Here is a 20018-nt window from a genome sequence, read left to right as displayed (position 1 = left end):
GCCGAGACGCCTCCGACCGGTCGCCAACTCCGTTCGAAAGCCTCTCACTTGAGTTGCTCACGCGTCGAAGTCTGTCCGCGGGGCGGCGCTGTCGAGGAGCGCATCACGAGATCGGTGGCGAGTTCGATGTGGTGGGACTCGACCTTCTCGCCGTTGGCCAGCCGGAGGGCGATGCGGAGGGCCGCACCGCCCATCTCCCGTAGCGGCTGGCGCACAGTGGTCAGCGGCGGTGAGGCCATCTGGGCGAGGCTCGTGTCGTCGAAGCCGACCACGCTCAGGTCTTCGGGGATGCGCAGGCCTCGGACACGGGCGGTCTCGAGGACGCCGAGGGCGATCTCATCGTTGCCCGCGAAGATCGCGGTCGGTGGCTCTTCCAGGGCCAGGAGCGCATCGGCGCCGATCAGCCCGGTCTCGTACGTGAACTCCCCGGGCCGTACGTAGGCGTTGGGTACCTGCACTCCCTCCGCCTCCATGGCGGCGCGGTAGCCGTGCACGCGTGCCTGGTTGCACACGGCCATGGCCGGTCCGCCGAGATAGGCGACGCGACGGTGGCCCAGGGAAAGCAGATGCCGGGTCGCGGCCAGGCCACCGGCGAAATTGGTCGCCCCGACGCTGTTGACCCGGCTGTCCGGCAGGTGCAGCGGATCCAGCACGACCAACGGCAGCCCGGCCCGGGCCAGTTCGGTCAGGTGCCCCGCGGTGTACACGCTGGTGACCGCGATGACGGCGCGGCGCCCGGCTGAGACGAGGTCCCGGGCCCAGTGCGGGGCACGGGACGCCTTGCTGACCACCACCGAGGCCCCCAGTTCAGCGGCCGAGTCGATGATGCCTTCCAGGGTCTCGGCGACGTACGACTTGAGTCCGCCGTGGAACTGGACCTCGATGGTGGGGAGTTCGACGGCCTCGGTGTGACGGAACACCGGCGCGAGGTAGTCGTGCTGATGCAGCAGCTCCTGTACGCGGGTGCGGGTGTCCGGTGCCACGTCACCGCGGCCGTTGACCACTTTGGACACGGTCGCGACGGAAACCCCGGCCGCTTGCGCGACGTCCGCCAAGGTGGTGCGCCTGGAGTTCGGTCGCATCGGTTCCTCCCAGCTGTTCGTACCAGTGTGGTGAGCCGCCGGTCGGACCGGCAACGCGGGTGGAACCGGTCAACCGTACGGCAGTTCGGCATCGAGATCATCCGGGAGAGCGCCGACTGCCGCACTGTAACGGGGGCTTCCGGCAGACCCGCATCCGCAGGTCGGTGGGCTGGATGCCGCAGCCCGGGTGATCGCCGCCGCGCACTCCTGGCCGGGCATGAACTCCCGCACGGGGCAGACGACTTGGTGGTCCTCGTCGGTGGAACGCTCCCGGATTCGGTGAACACGCCCTCTGCGGGCGCCCCTTGCGGACTTTCGACCCCGTCCGGCGTCCCCTTCGGCCGCCCGTCCCGGGCCGTGCGGTTGATTCAGAGTCGGTGCAGGTCACGCCGGGCGGACGGGAGGCTCGGGGTGGCCGGTACGGGACGGGGGCATCGCTCTGCCATCGCATCGGCCTGTCCTCAAGCAGCTGGTTTCGAAACAGTTTCGGAGACCGCGAAAGTCTCGCAAGGGCTCCTTCATGCGACGTCACACAGCTGACGACGGCCCGAATTCGCTTGTCTGCACGCGTCTTGACAGGGCATCAGATCGAAACCTAGCTTGCACGAACAGAGCTCGAAGAAGGTTATTTCGAAAACCTTTCACCATGACTCACGAGAAGCCTGTGGCTCTCGAGTGCGGAGTAAAGACATGGCGCTCTCCCGACGTACCCTCCTCGGCCTGGCCGTCGGTGTGCCGGCCTCCGCGGCGCTGGCGGCCTGCGGCTCGTCCGGCCCCGGCAAGAGCGGCGGGGCCACGTACTGGTACCTGAACGGTCAGCCGCAGGAAGGCGTCAGGGCCGGCGCGGTGGACGCGTTCAACAAGGCCCACCCCAAGGAGCAGATCAAGGACACCACCTTCCAGAACGACGCGTACAAGACGAAGATCAAGACCTCCATCGGTGCCGGAAAGGCCCCCACCATCATCTGGGGCTGGGGCGGCGGGACTCTGCGCACCTACGTGGAGGCCGGTCAGGTCGAGGACCTCACCTCGTGGTTCGGGGAGCACTCCGAGCTCAAGAAGAGCCTGTTCCCGTCCTCGTTCGGCGCGGCGACCGTGAACGGCAAGATCTACGCGATGCCGGTCGAGACCGTGCAGCCGATCATCCTCTACTACAACAGGAAGGTCTTCGACCAGGTCGGTGTGGAACCACCGAAGTCCTGGGACGACATCATGGCGCTGGTGCCCAGGTTCAACGCGAAGGGCATAGCGCCCTTCTCCCTCGGTGGCCAGTCCCGGTGGACAAACATGATGTGGCTGGAGTTCCTGTTCGACCGCATCGGCGGTTCCGAGGTGTTCCAGGCCATCGCCGAAGGGGAGAAGGACGCCTGGTCCAACCCGGACGCCATCGCCGCGCTCACCAAGGCGCAGGAGCTCGTCAAGGCCCACGGGTTCGTCAAGGGCTTCTCCTCCATCACCGCGGACTCCAACGCCGACCAGGCGCTGCTGTACACCGGCAGGGCCGCGATGATGCTGCACGGGGCCTGGTCGTACGGCATCCAGCAGGCGGACGGCGGGGACTTCGTCTCCAGCGGCTCTCTGGGCTACATGACCTTCCCGCCCGTGGAAGGCGGCAAGGGTGATCCGAGCGACACCGTCGGCAACCCCGCCCAGTACCTGTCCATCTCCTCGAAGGCCAGCGCTGCGCAGAAGAAGGTCGCCAAGGACTTCTTCGCCACCGGCGTCCTCCAGGACGAGGAGGTGAAGCAGTGGATCGACAACGGGTCGGTCCCGATCCGGCTGGGCACGGAGAAGCTCCTGGCCGCCTCCAAGAACGCCGATTTCCTGCAGTTCACCTACGACATCGCCAGCAAGGCGAAGGTCTTCGGCCAGTCCTGGGACCAGGCGCTCAGTCCGACGGCCGCCGAGACCCTGCTGGACAACATCGTCAAGTTGTTCCAACTCTCCGTCTCGCCACAGCAGTTCGCCGACAACCTCAACGCGGTCACCGGCACATGAGTGCACTCACCGGCCGGCGGCCGCATCGCGAACCGCGGAGCATCCTGCCGTGGCTGGCGGCACCGGCGCTGGTGGTCTTCGTCGGCTTCGCCGTGGTTCCGCTCGTCGGAGTCTTCGCGCTGAGCTTCACGACGTGGGACGGGATCGGCGCCATCCACCCCTCGGGGCTGACCAGTTGGCGTGCGGTGCTCACCGACTCAGGGCTGCCGCACGCCCTGTGGGTGACGTTTCTGGTGATGGCGGTGTCCTGGGCCGTTCAGACGCCGCTGAGCATTCTGCTCGGCACGTTCATGGCGGGCCGCCAGCGCTACCGCGCGGTGCTTGGCGTGGTGTACTTCGTCCCGCTGATGCTCAGCTCCGCGGCCATCGCGATCGCGTACAAGGCCCTGCTGGACCCGAACTTCGGGCTCGGTGCCGGACTGAAGATCCAGGCGCTGAGCAAGGACTGGCTGGGGCGGCCCGGGCTCGCGTTCGGAGTCGTCATCTTCGTCGTCTCCTGGCAGTTCATTCCGTTCCACTCCCTGATCTACCAGGGTGGTGTCCAGCAGATCCCGAAGTCCCTCTACGAGGCAGCGCAGTTGGACGGAGCCGGACGCGTCCGGCAGTTCCTCAGCATCACGCTGCCCCAACTGAAGTACACGATCATCACCTCGTCCACGCTGATGGTCGTCGGGTCCCTGACCTTCTTCGACCTCATCTTCGTCCTCACCGAGGGCGGCCCCGCGGACGCCACCCGGGTTCTCGCACTGGACATGTACAAGCGCGGGTTCCAGGCCAGTCTGATGGGGCCGGCCAGCGTCATCGCGGTCATCCTCGTCCTGGTGGGTCTGGCCCTCGCCCTGTTGCTGCGCCGGCTCGGCGGCCGGGACGCCGGCGCGAGCCAACTCGAGGGGGTCTGACGTGACCACCACCCCGACCGAGCCGCGACCACCCCGGAAGGTCACCCACCGCGAGCGGCAACGCCACCCGCGTCGAACGGCCCGCCGCCGCAACTGGGCCGGTGGCCTGGCCGGATGGCTCTGGCTCGTCGTCGTCGCGGTGCCCCTCTACTGGACCCTCATCACCAGCTTCAAGGCCAAGAGCGGCTACTACGCGAGCAATCCGCTGGTGCCTCCGACCGATCCGACGCTGGAGAACTACCGGTTCGTCATCGAGTCCGACTTCCTTCGCTACTTCCTCAACAGCGTCGTCGTCACCGCCGGTGCCGTGGTGCCTGCGGTCGTGATCTCCTTCATGGCCGCCTACGCGATCGTCCGCGGCTGGCGCATGCGTGCCCTGCGCGCGATGAACGGACTGTTCCTCATGGGCCTGGCCATCCCGCTCCAGGCGACGGTGATCCCGGTCTACCTGATCATCATCAAAATGCACCTCTACGACAATCTGCTGGCACTGATCCTCCCGTCCATCGCCTTCGCGATCCCACTGTCCGTGCTGGTGCTCACCAACTTCATCCGCGACGTCCCGAAGGAGCTGTTCGACTCGATGAAGGTCGACGGTGCCACCGAGTGGACGACGCTGTGGCGGCTGGCGGCACCACTGACCCGGCCGGCCATCCTCACCGTGACCATCTTCAACTCCCTGACCATCTGGAACGGATTCCTGCTGCCGCTGATCCTCACCCAGAGCCCCGACCGTCGGACCCTGCCGCTCGCGCTGTGGTCCTTCCAGGGCCAGTACGGGGTCAACGTCCCTGCTGTCCTCGCCGCCGTCGTCCTCACCACCCTTCCCGTCCTGGTGCTGTACGCGTTCGGCCGCCGCCAGCTGCTGAGCGGACTGACCGCGGGATTCAGCCGTTGACCGGCCCGGACACCGTGTCCGGTGGCCGGCCTGTGGTCCGGGACATCCGGTGAACTCCGGGACCGGATACCGACAGGACGAGGAGACATGCGGCAGGACAAGCTCCACGGCGCTCGTTCGCACGTCCCGGTCCCGGCCCGCACCGCTTCCACCAGCGCGCGCGGAACCGCACCACCCCTGGAAACAGCGGCAGTTCCGTCCCGCGAAGGGCGGGACACATGGATCCGGGCCCGTGCCGGAGCCCGGACGCGACCTGCCCCGCTCCGAGTCCTGTCTACCCGTTCGCCCGTCGCGCCCGCCCAAGGGCCTGACGTACGTGGGAGGAAAGTGAACGCCAACGTGGCTGCAGAGAACATCCCCGGAACCGCTCCCTGGAACGACCCCACCGTGCCCGTCGCCGCGCGAGTCGACGCCCTGATCGCCGCGATGACCCTCCAGGAGAAGACCGCCCAGCTGTACGGAGTGTGGGTGGGCGCCTCGGACCAGGGCGGTGAAGTCGCCCCCCATCAGCACGACATGGAGGAGGCCGTCGACCTCGACGCACTCCTGCCCGCCGGACTGGGCCAGCTGACCCGGCCCTTCGGCACCGGCCCGGTCGACCCCGCCCTGGGCGCGCTCTCCCTCGCCCGCACCCAGGCCCGTATCGCCGCCACCAACCGATTCGGCATACCCGCTCTCGCCCATGACGAATGCCTGGCGGGATTCGCGGCCTGGGGGGCGACGGCCTTCCCCGTCCCCCTGTCCTGGGGCGCAACCTTCGATCCGGACACGGTACGGCGCATGGCCGCCGTCATCGGTCGCGACATGCGTGCCGTCGGTGTCCACCAAGGGCTCGCGCCCGTCCTGGACGTGGTGCGCGACACCCGCTGGGGTCGGGTCGAGGAGACCATCGGCGAGGACCCCTACCTCGTCGGCACCATCGCGACCGCTTACGTGCAGGGCCTGGAGTCGGCCGGGATCGTCGCCACCCTCAAACACTTCGTCGGATACTCGGCCTCGCGCGCCGGCCGCAACCTCGCTCCCTCCTCCATGGGACCGCGTGAGCGCGCCGACGTGCTGCTGCCTCCCTTCGAGATGGCGATCCGTGAAAGCGGCGTCCGGTCGGTGATGAGCGCCTACACGGACACCGACGGCATGCCCTCCGCCGCCGACGAGGATCTGCTCACCGGGCTGCTGCGCGACACATGGGGCTTCGACGGCACCGTGGTCGCCGACTACTTCGCCGTCGCCTTCCTCAAGACTCTGCACGGCATCGCGGCCGACTGGCCCGACGCCGCCGGAACCGCGCTGGGGGCGGGCGTCGACGTGGAACTGCCCACCGTCAAGGCGTACGGTGCGCCCCTGGCCGAGGCTGTCACCGACGGCCGCGTCCCGGAGGCGTTGGTCGACCGCGCCCTGCGCCGGACACTCACCCAGAAGGTGGCGCTCGGCCTGCTCGACCCGGACTGGAACCCCGTACCGGCCGCGCTCGACGGGGCGGACCTGGCCGATCCGGCCGCTTTGCGCGGACGTATCGACCTCGACGGCCCGGAGAACCGGGCGCTGGCCCGCACCATCGCCGAGAAAGCGGTCGTGCTGCTGAGCAACGACGGCACTCTGCCGCTGGGGAGGCCGCGGCGCATCGCGCTGCTCGGCCCCAACGCCGACGAGCCCGTCGCCGTCCTGGGCTGCTACTCCTTCCCCCAGCACATCGGCGTCCGGCACCCCGCCACCCCACTCGGCATCGAACTGCCCACGCTGCGCGACACCCTCGCCGCCGAGTTCCCCGATGCCGAGATCACGGTCGCTCGCGGTACCGGAATCGACGACGGAGATCTCTCCGGCATCGGCGCGGCCGTCCAGGCGGCACGGGAAGCGGACGTCGCCCTCGTGGTGCTCGGCGACCGTGCCGGGCTCTTCGGGCGGGGCACCAGTGGCGAAGGATGCGATGTGGAGACGCTGGCACTGCCCGGCGCGCAGCAGCAGCTGCTCGACAGCCTGCTCGACCTGGAGACGCCCGTGGTCACCGTGCTGCTCACGGGACGGCCGTACGCCCTGGGCCGCGCCGTGGAGGAGTCCGCCGCCATCGTGCAGTCCTTCTTCCCGGGCGAGGAGGGGACGCACGCGATCGCGGGGATCCTCAGCGGCCGTACCAATCCCTCCGGACGTCTCCCGGTCAGCGTGCCGCGCGGGACGGGCTCCCAGCCGGCCACGTACCTCGGAGCGCGGCTCGCCCACGCCAGCGAGGTCTCCAGCATCGACCCGACGCCCGCGTTCGCCTTCGGTCACGGGCTGTCCTACACGCGGTTCGACTGGACCGACCTGACCGTGGACGTCCAGGAGGCCCCGACGGACGGTGAGTTCACCCTCGCCTTCACGGTCCGCAACACGGGCGGACGGTCCGGAACCGAGGTCGTCCAGCTCTATCTGCACGACCCGGTCGCCTCCGTCGTCCAGCCCGTGCAGCGTCTCGTCGGCTACACCCGGGTCGAACTGGAGCCGGGCCGGGCCCGCCGCGTCACCATCACGGTCCCGGCCGACCTGGCCTCCTTCACCGGACGCGACGGGCGGCGCGTCCTCGAACCGGGCGAACTGGAACTGCGGCTGGCCGCCTCCAGCGCGGACCCGCGCCTGACGGCCAGGGTTGCGCTGACCGGAGCCGAGCGCCATGTGGATCACACACGGCGCCTGCACACCACGGTCGTCCAGGAGCCCCTTGTCGAGATGTGAGGCGCGGTGCGAGCGCGGGCCGCAGGACCGGCGGCGCTGCGCACACCGCCCGGACGCGCTGCCGGCCGCGGAAGCACTCGCCCGCTCAGAGCACGCCGCGCCGGGCGAGGTTGCGCATGAGCGCTCCGACGCCGGACGTCCACGGTGCGGCCTGCTCGCTCGGGACGACGGTGTTGACCAGAGCGCCGAGCCGTGGGCTGGAGATCCGGACGACGTCGCCGTACTCGTGGGTGAAGCCCGCGCCGGGTGCCCCTCGGTCCTCGGTGGGAGCGAACATCGTTCCGGTGAACAGGACGAAGCCGTCCGGGTATTGGTGATGCGGACCGTGGGTGGCGGCCACCAGGTCCAGTACGTCGCGGCTGATCTCCCGCATGGAACTGCTGCCGTGCAGTACGTAGCCGTCCATGCCGTCGATCCGCAGGTCGACGTCGAGCCCGCGTACGGTGTCGAGGTCGAAGCCTTCGTCGAGCAGGCGCAGGAACGGGCCGATCGCGCAGGACGCGTTGTTGTCCTTCGCGCGCGACAGCAGCAGGGCGCTGCGGCCCTCGATGTCGCGGAGGTTGACGTCGTTGCCGAGCGTCGCGCCGCGCACCCGGCCGCGCGAGTCCACGACGAGGACGACCTCGGGTTCGGGGTTGTTCCACACCGAGGCGCCCAGCACTCCGACGTCGGAGCCGGTGCCGACCGCGGACAGTACCGGGGCCTTGGTGAACACCTCGGGGTCCGGTCCGATCCCGACCTCCAGGTACTGCGACCACAGTCCCTCCGAGACGAGCAGTTCCCTGGCCCTGCCGGCTTCCGGTGATCCGGGACGGATGCCGGCGAGTGTGCCGCCCACCACCTCCCCGACGCGGGCCCGCACCCGCGCGGCCTGCGCCGGATCGCCGCCCGTGCGCTCTTCGATGACGCGTTCCAGCAGACTCCCGGCGAAGGTGACGCCCGCGGCCTTGATCACCTGTAGGTCGATGGGGGCGAGCAGATGCGGAACGTCACGGCGGCCGGCCGGTGCCTGGAGCAGCCGGTCCAGACTCCAGACCTGTCCGCCGCCGGTCTCGCGGACGACTGCCGCCGCGTCGTCGCGCTCCATGAGGTCGGAGACGGTGGGCGTCACGGCCGTCAGGTCGACGACCTGCTCGCCGCGGACCGCGGCCACACACGGTCCGCCGGATTCCGGGTCGTGCACGCGCGCGACGAGTACGGCCCGGTCGGCGTCCTCCGGCAGGACGGAGCCGGGTGTGAGGACCGGACGAGGGTGCACGGCTGCCGATTCCACGGTCGATGCGCTCCTGGATCAGAGGGGTACGGTCGCCCCGGCGGGCTCAGTGGGAGTCACGAGGGACCTCATGGCCACGGCTTCCGCGCAGGAAACCGAAGTCGGCGCCCTGGTCGGCCTGTTCCACGTTCTGGGTGTAGAGCCAGGAGTAGCCGCTGGTGTGCCGCTCGGCGGGTGCCCTCCACGCGTGTCGGCGGCGCGTGAGCTCGGCGTCGTCCACGTCCAGGCGCAGGGTGCGGTTGGGGACGTCGAGGACGACCGGGTCCCCGTCGCGCACCAGGGCGAGAGGTCCGCCGACGGCGGCCTCCGGCGCCACGTGCAGGACCACCGTCCCGTAGCCGGTACCGCTCATCCGGCCGTCGCAGACGCGCACCATGTCCTTGACACCGGCCTTCAGCAGCTTGCCGGGCAGCGGCACGTTGGCGACCTCGGGCATGCCGGGGTAGCCCTTGGGGCCGGCGTTGCGGATGACGATGACGGTGTTCTCGTCGACATCGAGTTCCGGGTCGTCGGCCACCTCGTGATAGGCCTCGGGGGAGTCGAAGACGCGGGCGGGGCCGCGGTGGGTGAGCAGATGCGGTGAGGCGGCGGACTGCTTGATCACAGCGCCGTCGGGGCACAGGTTGCCGTGCAGTACGGCGATGCCTGTGCCGGCCGGCTGGAAGGGCGCGTCAAGGCGGGTGATGACGTCGGAGTCGACACACTCGGCGTTCTCGGTGTTCTCGGCGACAGTGCGGCCGGTGACCGTGACTGGTCCGCCGTGCAGCAGTCCGCCGCCGAGCAGTTCGGCCATGACGGCGGGCAGGCCGCCCGCGTAGCAGAAGTCCTCCATGAGGTAGGTGCCGCTCGGCATCAGGTTGACCAGGGTCGGCACCGTCCGGACCAGCTCGTCGAAGTCCCGCAGGTTCAGCTCGACACCGACGCGTCCGGCGATGGCGATGAGATGGATGACGGCGTTCGTGGAGCCGCCGATCGCCGCGTTGACCCGGACGGCGTTCTCGAAGGCGTCCCGGGTCAGGATCTGCGAGGGGCGCAGCTCCTCCTCCACCATCCGGACGATGCGCTGCCCCGCCGCCTGCGCGACCTCCATCCGCCGGGAGTCGACCGCGGGCCATGCCGCCGACCCCGGCAACTGCATACCGAGCGCCTCGGCCAGGCAGGCCATCGTCGAGGCGGTCCCCATCGTCATGCAGTGCCCGTTGGAGCGGGCCATGCACCCCTCCGCGAAGAAGCACTCCTCCTCGGTCATCCGGCCGGTCTTCAGATCCTCCTCGAACTTCCACACCTGGGTACCGGAACCCACGTCGCGGCCCCGGTACTTGCCGTTGAGCATCGGCCCGCCGGTGACCATCACGGCGGGCAGGTCGACGCTGGCGGCGCCCATCAGCATGGCGGGGGTCGTCTTGTCGCAGCCGGACAGCAGCACGACACCGTCGAGCGGATTGGCTCGGATCAGTTCCTCGACCTCCATGGCCATGAGGTTGCGGTACAGCATCGCGGTGGGGCGCATCAGGGTCTCGCCGGTCGCCATGGTCGGGAACTGGAGCGGCAGGCCGCCCGCCTGCCAGACGCCCCGCTTGACGGCTTCCGCGACGCGCGTCAGATGCGCGTTGCACGGGGCGAGTTCGGAGGCGCTGGTCGCGATGCCGATGACAGGACGCCCGTCGAACACCTCGTGTCCGAATCCCTGGCTGCGCATCCAGGAGCGGTACACCATCCCGCTGCGGCCCTGTGCACCGAACCATGCCTGGCTGCGGCGGCTCCTCTTCTGACCGTCGGTCATGTACGCACTCCCGTGGCTGTCGCGTCGTCCGCTTCGCTGTGGGGCGGTAAGGCGGTAAGGCGGTAAGGCGGTGGGGCAGTGGTGGGTGAGGTCCCGCGGGTCGTAGTCTGGAGCTCAATCATTAAATGATTCGATGAATGGCGTCCAGGGGGTGAGCGCAGATCGTGGCGCACTTCCCGACCACGCACCAGCGGGTGGTCGACGAACTCGGGAGACGCATCGTGGGCGGAGCGTGGAAGCCCGGAGCCCCGCTGCCGGTCGAGGCCACCCTCGCGGCCGAGATCGGCGTCAGCCGCGGCCTCTTGCGGGAGGCGGTCAAGGCGCTGGTGGCCAAGGGCATGCTGCACGTACGTCCGCGCACCGGCACACGCGTTCTGCGCCCGGAGCACTGGAACCACCTCGACCCGGACGTACTGCGCTGGAAACAGGCCGAGGACGCCACGGCTCTGCTGCGTGACACGGGTGAACTTCGCCGGATCGTCGAGCCAGAGGCGGCCCGGCTCGCCGCCGACCGGGCCGGCCCCGACGAGGTACGAGTCCTGTACGAGGCACTGGCGGCCATGGAGGCCGCGGCGGCGAATCCCGACCGCACCGGTTATATCGAGGCCGACATCGCCTTCCACCGCGCCCTGCTCGACGCGGGCGGCAACCGTCTCCTCGGATCACTGGGCCGCGCCGTCGGCATCGCGCTGGAACACAGTTTCCTCCTCAGCACGCAGACCTCCGGGGCGGTGGAAGCCTCGCTGCCGGGTCACCGAGCCGTCGTGGAAGCCGTCGAGGCTCGCGATCCTGCGGCGGCGGCCGCTGCCGTACTGGCGATCGTCGACGCCGCCGAGCAAGAGATCGCCCAGTCGCCCGGACTGCCGGGCGACGCCGTATGAGCTGCGACGGCTGCGGCCTCGCGGGCCTACGGACAGGAGCACGGAAGCGACCGACGCCGATGGAGTCACGCACCGCCGATGGGTGATGTGTGTCATCGGGGGTCGAGCGGCATGGCTTACGGACGATCACGGACGTCGCGCCAGGAAGACGAACTCCCTTCCTGGGCGGTCAGGCGCATCGCGAACGTCGTCCACCACGTATCCGTGCGCGTCCAGGTCCTGCTCGACTTCATCCCGCTCGCGAAAGCGGAGCGTTGAATCCGACGTCAGCACCTGTCCGTCCACTGCGAACCGGTAGGTCCAGCGGAACGTGACGAGAGGCCGGCTCACCTCAATCACCTGAATCCAGGTCTCGACGGGGCCGACGCGCGGGATGTCGGTCACGCGGTAGGAGCTCTCTCGGTTCCACTGCTCCCAGGCGCGTCGGGCCGGATCGCGCGTCTCGAAGACCAGATGCCCGCCAGGCCGAAGCGCTTCGTGGGCTCCCCGTAGCGTTTTCTGCCATGTCTGCGGATCGGCGATGGCCTGGGCGACGTTCGCCGTCATCGTCGCGAGGTCGACCTGGAGCGGCGGGAGGTCTGTCGCATCGCCGCAGATCCAGCGCACTCGCTCACTTCCCGGCTTGGCCCGGGCAACCTCGATGGACGCTCGGGCGGGATCCACACCGACGACCTCGGTCCCGCGGTCGGCCAGGAGAAGCGCGAACACCCCTGTGCCGCAACCGATGTCCAGCACTCGTCGTGCCTCGAACTCTTCTGCCATCTGAAGGTATGCATCGAGATCGCTGCGGTCGGGGTCGAGCGGATCGTAGATCGCGGCGAGTCGCGGATGCGCGAAGCAGTCGTCAGCCATGCGGCCGAACGTAGGCCGAGCCGGGTCCGAACAGGTACTGAGTTTCGACGGCAGACGGTTCCCCCGTCGGCCTACGTTGGACACCTGGCCTCGGTTTGCCGGTTGCGCTGATGGAGCCGTCGTGGCGGTGCGGCAATTGGTCGCTCCCAGGCCTGGGTGGCCTCTTGAGGGGCTAGCTGTCCGCTCCTGCGGGAGCTTCGACGGGCGATGCGCAGCCCCTTGACATGCGGGTCACCCGCCGGACCGCACCGGTGTGGGCCGGCCCGGCGGTCGCTCCCTTCATTCCCCCGTGGAGAAGGGTGCGCTACGGCCGGTTGAGGGTGATGGAGTTGATCGGCGTGAGGTTCTCGTAAGTCCAGTCGTCCTGGTAGAGGGTCTCGTAGCAGTTGGTGCCGCCGTAGTTGTAGCAGAGGCTGGCGCTGGCGCCGCCGTACTGGTTGTTGAGGACCCAATGGTCCCCGTACTGGTTGCTCAGGTTGTGGTAGCCGTAGCTGCTGTACTGGACCGTCGGGTGCGGGTTGTCGAAGGGTTCGACGCCCTGGGGCCAGATGCACACGTTGCCGGACCTGCATCCGTACACCGTGGAGTCGCCGTTGGGCGCGGCCTGGGCGGCGCTGCTCATCACCACCACTGCCGTGGCCGCGGTCGCGAACGCGGCGGCGGCGCTCATCACCTTGCGCATGTTTCCCCCTGGCGGTTGGCCTACGTCTTCGCAGGCCGAGCTTCGAGTTGGGGGATCAGTCTGTTGCGGGGGACTGCCGGTGTCGACGGGTTACCTGTTGCCCATTTGGGACCGGTTGGGAAACCCGGTGTGAGCTGGGGTTTCGCGTGCGGTGATCGACTGGGGGACCGGCCCTGGCGACCGGTCGGCGCCGAGGTTGATGAAGGGGCAGTAGTCGGCGAGCGGGAGCCCGGGCACCGACCGGTGGAGGCGCGACAGGACGTGGCGTCGAGACGGCACACGTGGGGCCTGGTCCCTTTCAGCGGTAAGGCACCTGGCCGCACAACGGCTTCGCCGTCTGAGCGCAGGCGGCCGCCTCATCGCATCTCCCCGCGGTGGCTGCTACGACCGTGTGAGGGCGCGGGTTCCTTCCGATCGCGAAGCCGGAGGCTGATCAGCGCGGTGATCGTGAAGGCGGCGACCCGGTAGAGCATGGCGTGCCGGAAAGCGGTGTCGGTATCGGCGGCGGGGCCGTACACCTCGGCCAGGACCGGCGTGAGCACCGAGGCGGTGCAGACGCCGAATGCGGCTCGGGCGACGGCCAGTGCTGCTGAGACAGCTCCGGCCCCCTGCGACCGATGGGGCGCAGGGGGCCGGATTTTTGTAGCGGGGGCGGGATTTGAACCACGCGACCTCTGGGTTATGAGCCCAGCGAGCTACCGAGCTGCTCCACCCCGCGTCGGTGCTTTAACCGTACGTCATCCGGGCGCGCCGGGCAGGGATTTACCGCAGAGCCTCTATAGGTTCCGCCAGTGCACGTCAGATCGGCGCGGGGGAGAGGAGGGCGCTGGACGCGCGGTCGGCTCCGTGGGCCGCCAAGGGCCCTTCCGCTGATGATCAAAGCGGCGAGTCCGATGGGCTCCTCGGCCGCGTACACGGGCGTCCTTCGACGGCGGGAAGTCACGCTGAGCAGCCGCGGCCGAGGCAGTCAGGACTCAGCGAGGACGGCCGCATCGAGTCCGTGGGAGGCGACGAGTCGCGCGCTGCCGTCGGCCAGGCGGTAGCACAGGCCGACAACGGCGGCTTGGCCGGCGGCGACCTTCTCGGCGAGCACGCGGGAGCGGTCCAGCAGCAGGTCGACGGTGTGCCTTATGTGCTCGGCGAGGATCTCCTCGGGCTCGACGTGACCGGCGGCCCTCGCTGCCAGCACGCTGGGGGTCACCCGCTCGACGACGTCCCGGATGTATCCGGCCGGAGTCATGCCGTCCTCCAGAGCGGCGCATGCCGCGCCGACCGCGCCGCACGAGTCGTGGCCGAGGACCACGACCAGCGGGCAGCCCAGGATGTCCACGCCGTACTCGATGCTGCCGAGCACCTCCGGGCCCATGACGTGGCCTGCGGTGCGCACCACGAACAGGTCGCCCAGGCCACGGTCGAAGATGATCTCGGCGGCCAGCCGGGAGTCGGAGCACCCGAACAGCACGGCGAAGGGCTGCTGGCCCGGTGCGATCTCGGCGCGGCGGGCGGCGTTTTGGTTGGGGTGCTCGGGGGTGCCGGCGACGAAGCGGTGGTTTCCGGCCAGCAGCAGCTCGAAGGCATCGCGGGGCGTCGGGGCGTGCGTTTCAGTCATGGCCGCAGCCTACGAGCAGACACCCGCCGTCACACCGCCTGGCCTCCTCGGTCGTCGCTGCGTCGGCCGGCGCATACGGCTTCGCGGTCACGTCCAGGGGCCGGGCGAGGACGGCCTCGACGGGGAGCCTCGGCGCACAGTGCGGCGGCCTTGTCCCGTACGGCCGGCCGACTGCCCGCCTCCGGAGCTCCGCCTGGTCGGGATGACCCGTGAGTTCACAGCGAGCTCCTTGGACAGGCGGTGTGACAGGTCCTGGGCGAACTTCTCGAACTTCACCATCGTGGGAGGGGTCAGAAATTAAGGAACGATCGTTCTTGACTGTTCGTTCCTTAACTCTCTACTCTTGTGCCCGTGGGCAGGCCAAGAGCATTTGACGAGGACGAAGTAGTGCGTGCCGCCGTAGACCTTTTCGGCGGACGTCCGTATGACGGCGTGTCCGTTGACGACCTGGTGAGTCATCTCGGCGTGCACCGCAACAGTCTGTACAAGACGTTCGGCAGCAAGCGCGGCCTCTATCTGATGGCTCTACGCCGCCATCTCACCGACGACGTCCGCCCTCTGCTCGATGCCCTCGTCGGTGCGTCGGATGCCGCGGCCGCGCTGCGTCTCGTCACGTCGGCCGACCTGCGCCTGCTTCTCCTCGCGACGATCGAACGGGCACCGGCCGACGAGGAGGTCGCCTCCGAGGTGACGGCCGCACTGGCTGCCGTAGACCAGGCGATTTCCGACGCGCTCGGTGTTCCTGCCGACCTGGCCGCCGCTCTCACCGCCGCCGCGCTGGGCATCCTCCTGCGTGGCAACCCCGACGACGCCACCATCGCACTGGCCCAGCACCTCGACCCACTCACCTGAAACGGAAATCGACATGGCATTGCTACGCATCGACGGCGACGACCTCGTCGTCGTGATGGAGGGGCTCAACAAGCTCTGGTCGTTCAAGGGCAGCCTGACCATCCCGCTGGCCAACGTCCGTGGCGCGACCGCCGATCCCGGTATCGCCACCGACCCCAAAGGAGTCCGCGCGCCGGGCTCTCACGTACCCGGTCTGATCACCGCCGGCACATTCCATCAGGACGGTGAAAGGGTCTTCTGGGACGTCAGGGATGCGTCAAAGGCCGTCGTGGTCGAGCTCGCCGACGAGAGATACGCACGCCTGGTGCTCCAGGTCGACGACCCGCGCGCGGCCGTCGCCCTGGTCGAAAAGGCCCTCGCGCAACGAGAGGTGTGTTGATGTTGCGCAACTTAGCAGCAGCCGCGCTGGCCCTGGCCGCCGTCACCGTCACCGTCGCCCCGGCCGAGGCAATACCGAGATTCGTGCCTGCCGCCGACCGCGAGATCGTCTTCACAGCCGATGGGACGCCCCGTACGGCACCCTGCACGTGCCCGAGCATCAGGCCGGGCAACGACTGCGAGCGGCACTGCTGCTGCCCGGCAGCGGACCCACCGACCGCGACGGCAACCAACCGTCCGCGTCCTCACCGGACACCTTGGCACAGCTGGCCGACGCGCTCGACGGAGACGGGATTGCCACGCTGCGGTTCGACAAGTACGGCACCGGCCGCACCGGACTAGGCGCCTACCGAAGCCACCCGGAACAACTCGACTACCCAGCATTCGTCCGCCAGGCACGGGCCGCCTATGAGTCGTTGCGCGATCAACCGGAGACCGACCCGCACGCACTGCTGATCGTCGGACACAGCGAGGGCGCGATGACGGCACTGCTCCTCGGCGGTACCGTCCGCCCCCGCCCTGTCGGCCTGGCGCTGCTGCAACCGCAGGCGATCCGCCTGCTGGACCTGGTCGCGCTCCAACTCAAGGCCCAGATCGCCGAAGCAACCCGGCAGGGCCAGCTCACACCGGAACAGCAGCGCACCATCAACGCGGCCATCGCCGCCGGCGTCACCTCCCTGCGCCAACACCGGCCGGCCGACACCGCAGACCTGCCTCCCGCGATCGCTCAGCTCTTCGCAGCGTTCCAGAACCTCAACGCCCGCTTCGTGGAAAGCGATGACGCCGTCTACCCACCGGACACCGCCGCCGGACTCCGGCCGGGAACCAAGGTGCTGCTGACGTGCGGCACGAACGACGCCCAGGTCCCCTGTGTCACAACGAACGCCCTGACGACCGCCCTGCGTCACGCGCGTACAGGCGGACCGGGCCGCGTGACACTGCCGGCCGTGGACCATCTGATGCACGACGCCAACCACCCGAACACGCTCGCGCCGCCGGTACGCGACGCCTTGCACCGGTTGACCCGGCACTGACGCCGGCCGAGGACGGCCCCCGGGCCGCTAGTGCGGCGGCAGGTTGTCGACGGCCCATCGGGATGCGCTCGTGCGGCCGAGCCTGCTCCCGCGCTAGAGGACCGGGGGCCCGACCCAATCGAAAGCGATGGGGAAAAGGCCGGCCTGAACCGCCTCCGAGGGCTCTACGCCTCCATCGACCTCGTGCGGCGCGGCGGCACCGTCTGGCTCACTCGGGTGTACGGCGAAGCCTTGGACCTGATGCCGCGGCTGCGCATGCTGGATAAGCAGCTCCAGATCCGGATGGGCCAGGCCAAGGTGTGGCGCCGGGTGCCGGACATGCGATGAGCCGCCGCGGTGGCTGGAGGATCCGGCCTTCCACCGCAGCCATCGGTCGATGCCGGCGCGCAAGGTGCCCAAGGTGTAGGGGCCTGTCCTCGCGCACGTGTTCGAAGACTGCCTAACTTCTGGCTGGCGTCGGACCAGGCAGGGTGAGGGTCGGGTGCCCGGGGCCGTGTCGGCGTGGCTGTCGGCCACCCGCACGGCGCACACGTAGAAGCCGTAGCGGACCAGTGCCTCCTCATAACCGATCCGACTGGGGGATGGCAGCGCCACCTGTAGCCGGGCACGGTCAGGCGGCGCAGCACCTCGGCGTCTCGACCCGCTTCGTCTCTACGAGCGTGACCGAGTGCTTCAGTTGGCGAGGCGTACGACGTGTCAGGCGACACGAGGCACCGCCACGACCTGCCGGCGTAAGCTGCCCGATCCATTGTTAGATATTTAGCTAGTGTGCTAAATATCTAACATGACGGAAGCTCAGAACGAGGCGGGCGTCTTCCGCGCACTCGCTGATCCGACGAGGCGCCAGATCCTTGAGGACCTCAGAGGCGGAGAACTCGCGGCCGGGGAGATCGCGAGCAGGTTTGCGATCAGCGCGCCGTCCATCTCGCGGCACCTCGGCGTGCTCAAGGGAGCAGGACTGGTCACCGAGCGCCGGGACGGCAACCGGATCCTCTACACGCTGGCCGATGACCGCTTGGCGAGCGCCGTCGGCCGCTTTCTCAGCGCCGTCTGCCCCGAGCAGATCGTCCTGCGTCAGACCAAATGGCGCGCCGGGGCGCAGAGCGAGGAGTCATGAGGCAACCGCACTTGTCCAGCGTCGTCGAGCGACGGCTTCTGGTGAACTACCGGGTCGCCCCGGACGTCGCGGCACGCTTGCTTCCGGAGCCGCTGCGCCCGCAGTTGGTGCACGGCCACGCGGTCGCGGGCATCTGCCTGTTGCGGCTGGGAAGTGTCCGTCCTACCTGGGCACCCAAGGTCTTCGGGCTGCGGAGCGAGAACGCGGCGCACCGGATCGCTGTCGAATGGGACGGACCGGACGGCGTCGAGACCGGTGTCTACATCACGCGTCGAGACTCCGCCTCGCGGCTCAACGTCTGGGCCGGAGGCCGCGTTTTCCCAGGCGAGCACGGCCGCGCCGGCTTCGAGGTGCACGAAACGCCCGGCCGGTCGAGTGTCGCCTTCGCGACGAGGGACGGCGACACCCAGGTGGACGTCACCGTCGAGCTGTCCGACGAGCTGCACGGCAGCGAGCTCTTCGCCGATCTCGCCGAGGCCTCCCGCTTCTTTCAACGTGGGGCAAAGGGTTACTCGCCCACCAGGTCCGGCCGCCACCTGGACGGCATGGAACTGCACACCGACGCCTGGCACGTGGAAGCTGGCAGGGTCCGCTCCGCCGCATCGTCCTTCTTCGACGACCCAGACCGCTTCCCCCCAGGGAGTGCAACCCTGGACTGCGCCCTGGTGATGCGCAACGTTCCCGCCAACTGGCGCCCGCTCACGACCATGGCCACCAACCGAGACGCCCAACGCGCCAAGTGAAGCACTCGGGCACACGATGAGCCGAAGCTCAGGAGTTGTCACCGGCGGGACCGGCTGGGCTGGTGATTGGGGCGACCGAGGCAGCCTGGTTGTCACACGTGAGGCGTCTGACCTGTCACAGGCGCTCATTCGGCAGGCTTTCTGTCACCGGGAAGATCTGCTCGGTGGGCAGCGGAAATTGGGGAGCTTCGAGTTCGGGTCGGAACCTACGCTGGCGCCATCTTTTTGAGGAGTGGCGTGCCGCCTTCTTTCGTTCACCGGATCACGAAGTACGACCCTGCCGACCGCGACGAGCACGGCAGCTACCGGGGTGCGGAGGAGGCAGTTAGTGACCGTGGGCCGGTCGAGGCCGCGTACCTGGAGTCGATCTCCGCGTTCGCGGAAGCTGCGGGCATTGACCGGCTGGAGATCCGTGAGCCCTCCGTCACCGGGCTCGTCCACTTCGGTGCTCAGCCGGCGGTCGACGGACACGGTCTCAGCGATCTGTTCCCGGCTGACCTAACCGGTTACCACGACGGCGCCGAGGTCTCCTTGGCGGCGGCCCTGGAGCTGATCCGCGTCATGCTGCGTGAGCAGGGCGCCTGGTGCCGACTGGAGGCGGGGGACGTTTTCACCGTGCACGTCGGATGGGACCAGTACGTGTACGTGGGCAGTGACCGACCCTGCACGGACGCCGTCGCCCGTACGCGCGAACTCGGCCTCTTCGCGGAACCGCTGGTGGCTTCCCCCTACGCCGCAGAACCAGAGGTGACACATGCCGCCGACGAAGGCTTCTGGGCGTCGATACGCACCGAGCTGGCAACGCGACAAGGCCTGCTCCTGGAGGAAACCCACTTCGTCAGCGCCACACGCTGGCATCGTCTCACCGCGGATAACCTCAACTCGGTGCGTGCCGGCCTCGGCCCGCGCGCCCTACTGACCGTCTGGCCCGACCTGCAACCTGACGTCGGCGCGGTCCTGACCGCACTGCCGTACGAATGGCACATCGAGTTCGTCTGGGAGACAAAGGACGGAACGATCAGACACGTGACCGTCGATGAGACCCAGTACCAGGAGCTCGCTGCTCTGGCTGCCGACGCGCGAGCGGCCTGCGCCCTGTCCCTCTACAACGACGAACGCAGTCCGCTGCTCCAAGCCATTCTACCCGACAGCGACGGCGTGTTGCGCGCACGATGGTGACCCGATGCACGAAAACCAACTCGCCCAAACCCGCACCTCAGCATGCTGA

16 protein-coding genes, 1 tRNA gene and 1 pseudogene are annotated in these 20018 nt (G+C 68.9%); 11 read left to right on the top strand and 7 right to left on the bottom strand.

Annotated elements, in window-relative coordinates; genetic code table 11:
• Positions 1 to 44 precede the first annotated feature (44 nt).
• Entirely contained in the window at positions 45 to 1082 is a 1038-nt protein-coding gene (locus tag OHT77_RS01510; protein WP_328826067.1) for a LacI family DNA-binding transcriptional regulator, read from the bottom strand.
• Between the two features lie 690 nt (positions 1083 to 1772).
• On the opposite strand from OHT77_RS01510, the gene OHT77_RS01505 reads away from it, so the two are divergent.
• The 4 genes from OHT77_RS01505 (at position 1773) to OHT77_RS01490 (ending at position 7586) form a co-directional block, all read left to right on the top strand.
• On the top strand, positions 1773 to 3080 hold the full coding sequence (locus OHT77_RS01505) for an extracellular solute-binding protein (protein WP_328826066.1): 1308 nt from the start codon (positions 1773 to 1775) through the stop codon (positions 3078 to 3080).
• On the top strand, positions 3077 to 3979 hold the full coding sequence (locus OHT77_RS01500) for a carbohydrate ABC transporter permease (RefSeq protein ID WP_328826065.1): 903 nt from the start codon (positions 3077 to 3079) through the stop codon (positions 3977 to 3979). Before OHT77_RS01505 ends, OHT77_RS01500 begins: the two co-directional genes overlap by 4 nt.
• A 1-nt stretch (position 3980) precedes the next feature.
• Complete coding sequence (locus tag OHT77_RS01495) at positions 3981 to 4877, top strand: carbohydrate ABC transporter permease (RefSeq protein ID WP_328826064.1); 897 nt, start codon at positions 3981 to 3983, stop codon at positions 4875 to 4877.
• Positions 4878 to 5204: 327 nt separating this feature from the next.
• On the top strand, positions 5205 to 7586 hold the full coding sequence (locus tag OHT77_RS01490; protein WP_328826063.1) for a beta-glucosidase family protein: 2382 nt from the start codon (positions 5205 to 5207) through the stop codon (positions 7584 to 7586).
• 85 nt (positions 7587 to 7671) lie between these two features.
• Here the strand turns inward: OHT77_RS01490 and OHT77_RS01485 are convergent, their stop codons facing one another.
• Positions 7672 to 8859 (bottom strand): fumarylacetoacetate hydrolase family protein, encoded by a 1188-nt coding sequence (locus tag OHT77_RS01485; protein WP_328826062.1) that lies wholly within the window; start codon positions 8857 to 8859, stop codon positions 7672 to 7674.
• Between the two features lie 46 nt (positions 8860 to 8905).
• Positions 8906 to 10642, bottom strand: a complete 1737-nt coding sequence (locus tag OHT77_RS01480) for an IlvD/Edd family dehydratase (RefSeq protein WP_328826061.1) — start codon at positions 10640 to 10642, stop codon at positions 8906 to 8908.
• A gap of 161 nt (positions 10643 to 10803) precedes the next feature.
• Here OHT77_RS01480 and OHT77_RS01475 point away from each other — a divergent pair, with 161 nt between their 5' ends.
• On the top strand, positions 10804 to 11523 hold the full coding sequence (locus OHT77_RS01475; protein ID WP_328834115.1) for a FadR/GntR family transcriptional regulator: 720 nt from the start codon (positions 10804 to 10806) through the stop codon (positions 11521 to 11523).
• A 126-nt stretch (positions 11524 to 11649) separates the two neighbouring features.
• On the opposite strand, the gene OHT77_RS01470 is transcribed toward OHT77_RS01475, so the two are convergent.
• From OHT77_RS01470 to OHT77_RS01455, 4 genes are all read right to left on the bottom strand, one after another.
• Entirely contained in the window at positions 11650 to 12375 is a 726-nt protein-coding gene (locus tag OHT77_RS01470) for a class I SAM-dependent methyltransferase (protein WP_328826060.1), read from the bottom strand.
• Positions 12376 to 12679: 304 nt separating this feature from the next.
• Positions 12680 to 13057 (bottom strand): hypothetical protein, encoded by a 378-nt coding sequence (locus tag OHT77_RS01465; RefSeq protein ID WP_328826059.1) that lies wholly within the window; start codon positions 13055 to 13057, stop codon positions 12680 to 12682.
• 643 nt (positions 13058 to 13700) lie between these two features.
• Positions 13701 to 13775: transfer RNA gene (locus OHT77_RS01460), tRNA-Met, on the bottom strand.
• Positions 13776 to 14024: 249 nt separating this feature from the next.
• Positions 14025 to 14666, bottom strand: a complete 642-nt coding sequence (locus OHT77_RS01455; protein ID WP_328826058.1) for a carbonic anhydrase — start codon at positions 14664 to 14666, stop codon at positions 14025 to 14027.
• A 351-nt stretch (positions 14667 to 15017) separates the two neighbouring features.
• Here OHT77_RS01455 and OHT77_RS01450 point away from each other — a divergent pair, with 351 nt between their 5' ends.
• The 6 genes and pseudogenes from OHT77_RS01450 (at position 15018) to OHT77_RS01425 (ending at position 19969) form a co-directional block, all read left to right on the top strand.
• Positions 15018 to 15518 carry a TetR/AcrR family transcriptional regulator gene (locus OHT77_RS01450; RefSeq protein ID WP_328826057.1) on the top strand — a complete coding sequence of 167 codons (501 nt, stop codon included), beginning with the start codon at positions 15018 to 15020 and terminating at the stop codon, positions 15516 to 15518.
• A 13-nt stretch (positions 15519 to 15531) separates the two neighbouring features.
• Positions 15532 to 15897: a hypothetical protein gene (locus OHT77_RS01445; protein ID WP_328826056.1), complete on the top strand. Its 366-nt coding sequence runs from the start codon at positions 15532 to 15534 to the stop codon at positions 15895 to 15897.
• Positions 15897 to 16930: pseudogene (locus tag OHT77_RS01440) on the top strand (alpha/beta hydrolase). Before OHT77_RS01445 ends, OHT77_RS01440 begins: the two are co-directional and overlap by 1 nt.
• A 784-nt stretch (positions 16931 to 17714) precedes the next feature.
• The gene (locus OHT77_RS01435; RefSeq protein ID WP_328826054.1) at positions 17715 to 18047 is read left to right on the top strand and encodes a metalloregulator ArsR/SmtB family transcription factor; all 333 of its coding nucleotides are present in this window, start codon (positions 17715 to 17717) and stop codon (positions 18045 to 18047) included.
• Positions 18044 to 18790 carry a DUF2071 domain-containing protein gene (locus OHT77_RS01430; protein WP_328826053.1) on the top strand — a complete coding sequence of 249 codons (747 nt, stop codon included), beginning with the start codon at positions 18044 to 18046 and terminating at the stop codon, positions 18788 to 18790. Before OHT77_RS01435 ends, OHT77_RS01430 begins: the two co-directional genes overlap by 4 nt.
• A gap of 225 nt (positions 18791 to 19015) precedes the next feature.
• Positions 19016 to 19969 (top strand): RNA-binding protein, encoded by a 954-nt coding sequence (locus OHT77_RS01425; RefSeq protein WP_328826051.1) that lies wholly within the window; start codon positions 19016 to 19018, stop codon positions 19967 to 19969.
• Positions 19970 to 20018 lie beyond the last annotated feature (49 nt).

It is taken from the genome of Streptomyces sp. NBC_00252, assembly GCF_036187565.1.
In the GTDB taxonomy this organism is placed as follows: Bacteria; Actinomycetota; Actinomycetes; order Streptomycetales; family Streptomycetaceae; genus Streptomyces.
This window is presented reverse-complemented; position numbering and strand designations above follow the sequence as displayed.

Bases quoted from the DNA above. Each gene is read 5' to 3' on its own strand.
- OHT77_RS01510 (WP_328826067.1), bottom strand. From the start codon at position 1,082: ATGCGACCGAACTCCAGGCGCACCACCTTGGCGGACGTCGCGCAAGCG.
- OHT77_RS01505 (WP_328826066.1), top strand. From the start codon at position 1,773: ATGGCGCTCTCCCGACGTACCCTCCTCGGCCTGGCCGTCGGTGTGCCG.
- OHT77_RS01500 (WP_328826065.1), top strand. From the start codon at position 3,077: ATGAGTGCACTCACCGGCCGGCGGCCGCATCGCGAACCGCGGAGCATC.
- OHT77_RS01480 (WP_328826061.1), bottom strand. From the start codon at position 10,642: ATGACCGACGGTCAGAAGAGGAGCCGCCGCAGCCAGGCATGGTTCGGT.
- OHT77_RS01470 (WP_328826060.1), bottom strand. From the start codon at position 12,375: ATGGCTGACGACTGCTTCGCGCATCCGCGACTCGCCGCGATCTACGAT.
- OHT77_RS01465 (WP_328826059.1), bottom strand. From the start codon at position 13,057: ATGCGCAAGGTGATGAGCGCCGCCGCCGCGTTCGCGACCGCGGCCACG.
- OHT77_RS01455 (WP_328826058.1), bottom strand. From the start codon at position 14,666: ATGACTGAAACGCACGCCCCGACGCCCCGCGATGCCTTCGAGCTGCTG.
- OHT77_RS01445 (WP_328826056.1), top strand. From the start codon at position 15,532: ATGGCATTGCTACGCATCGACGGCGACGACCTCGTCGTCGTGATGGAG.
- OHT77_RS01435 (WP_328826054.1), top strand. From the start codon at position 17,715: ATGACGGAAGCTCAGAACGAGGCGGGCGTCTTCCGCGCACTCGCTGAT.
- OHT77_RS01430 (WP_328826053.1), top strand. From the start codon at position 18,044: ATGAGGCAACCGCACTTGTCCAGCGTCGTCGAGCGACGGCTTCTGGTG.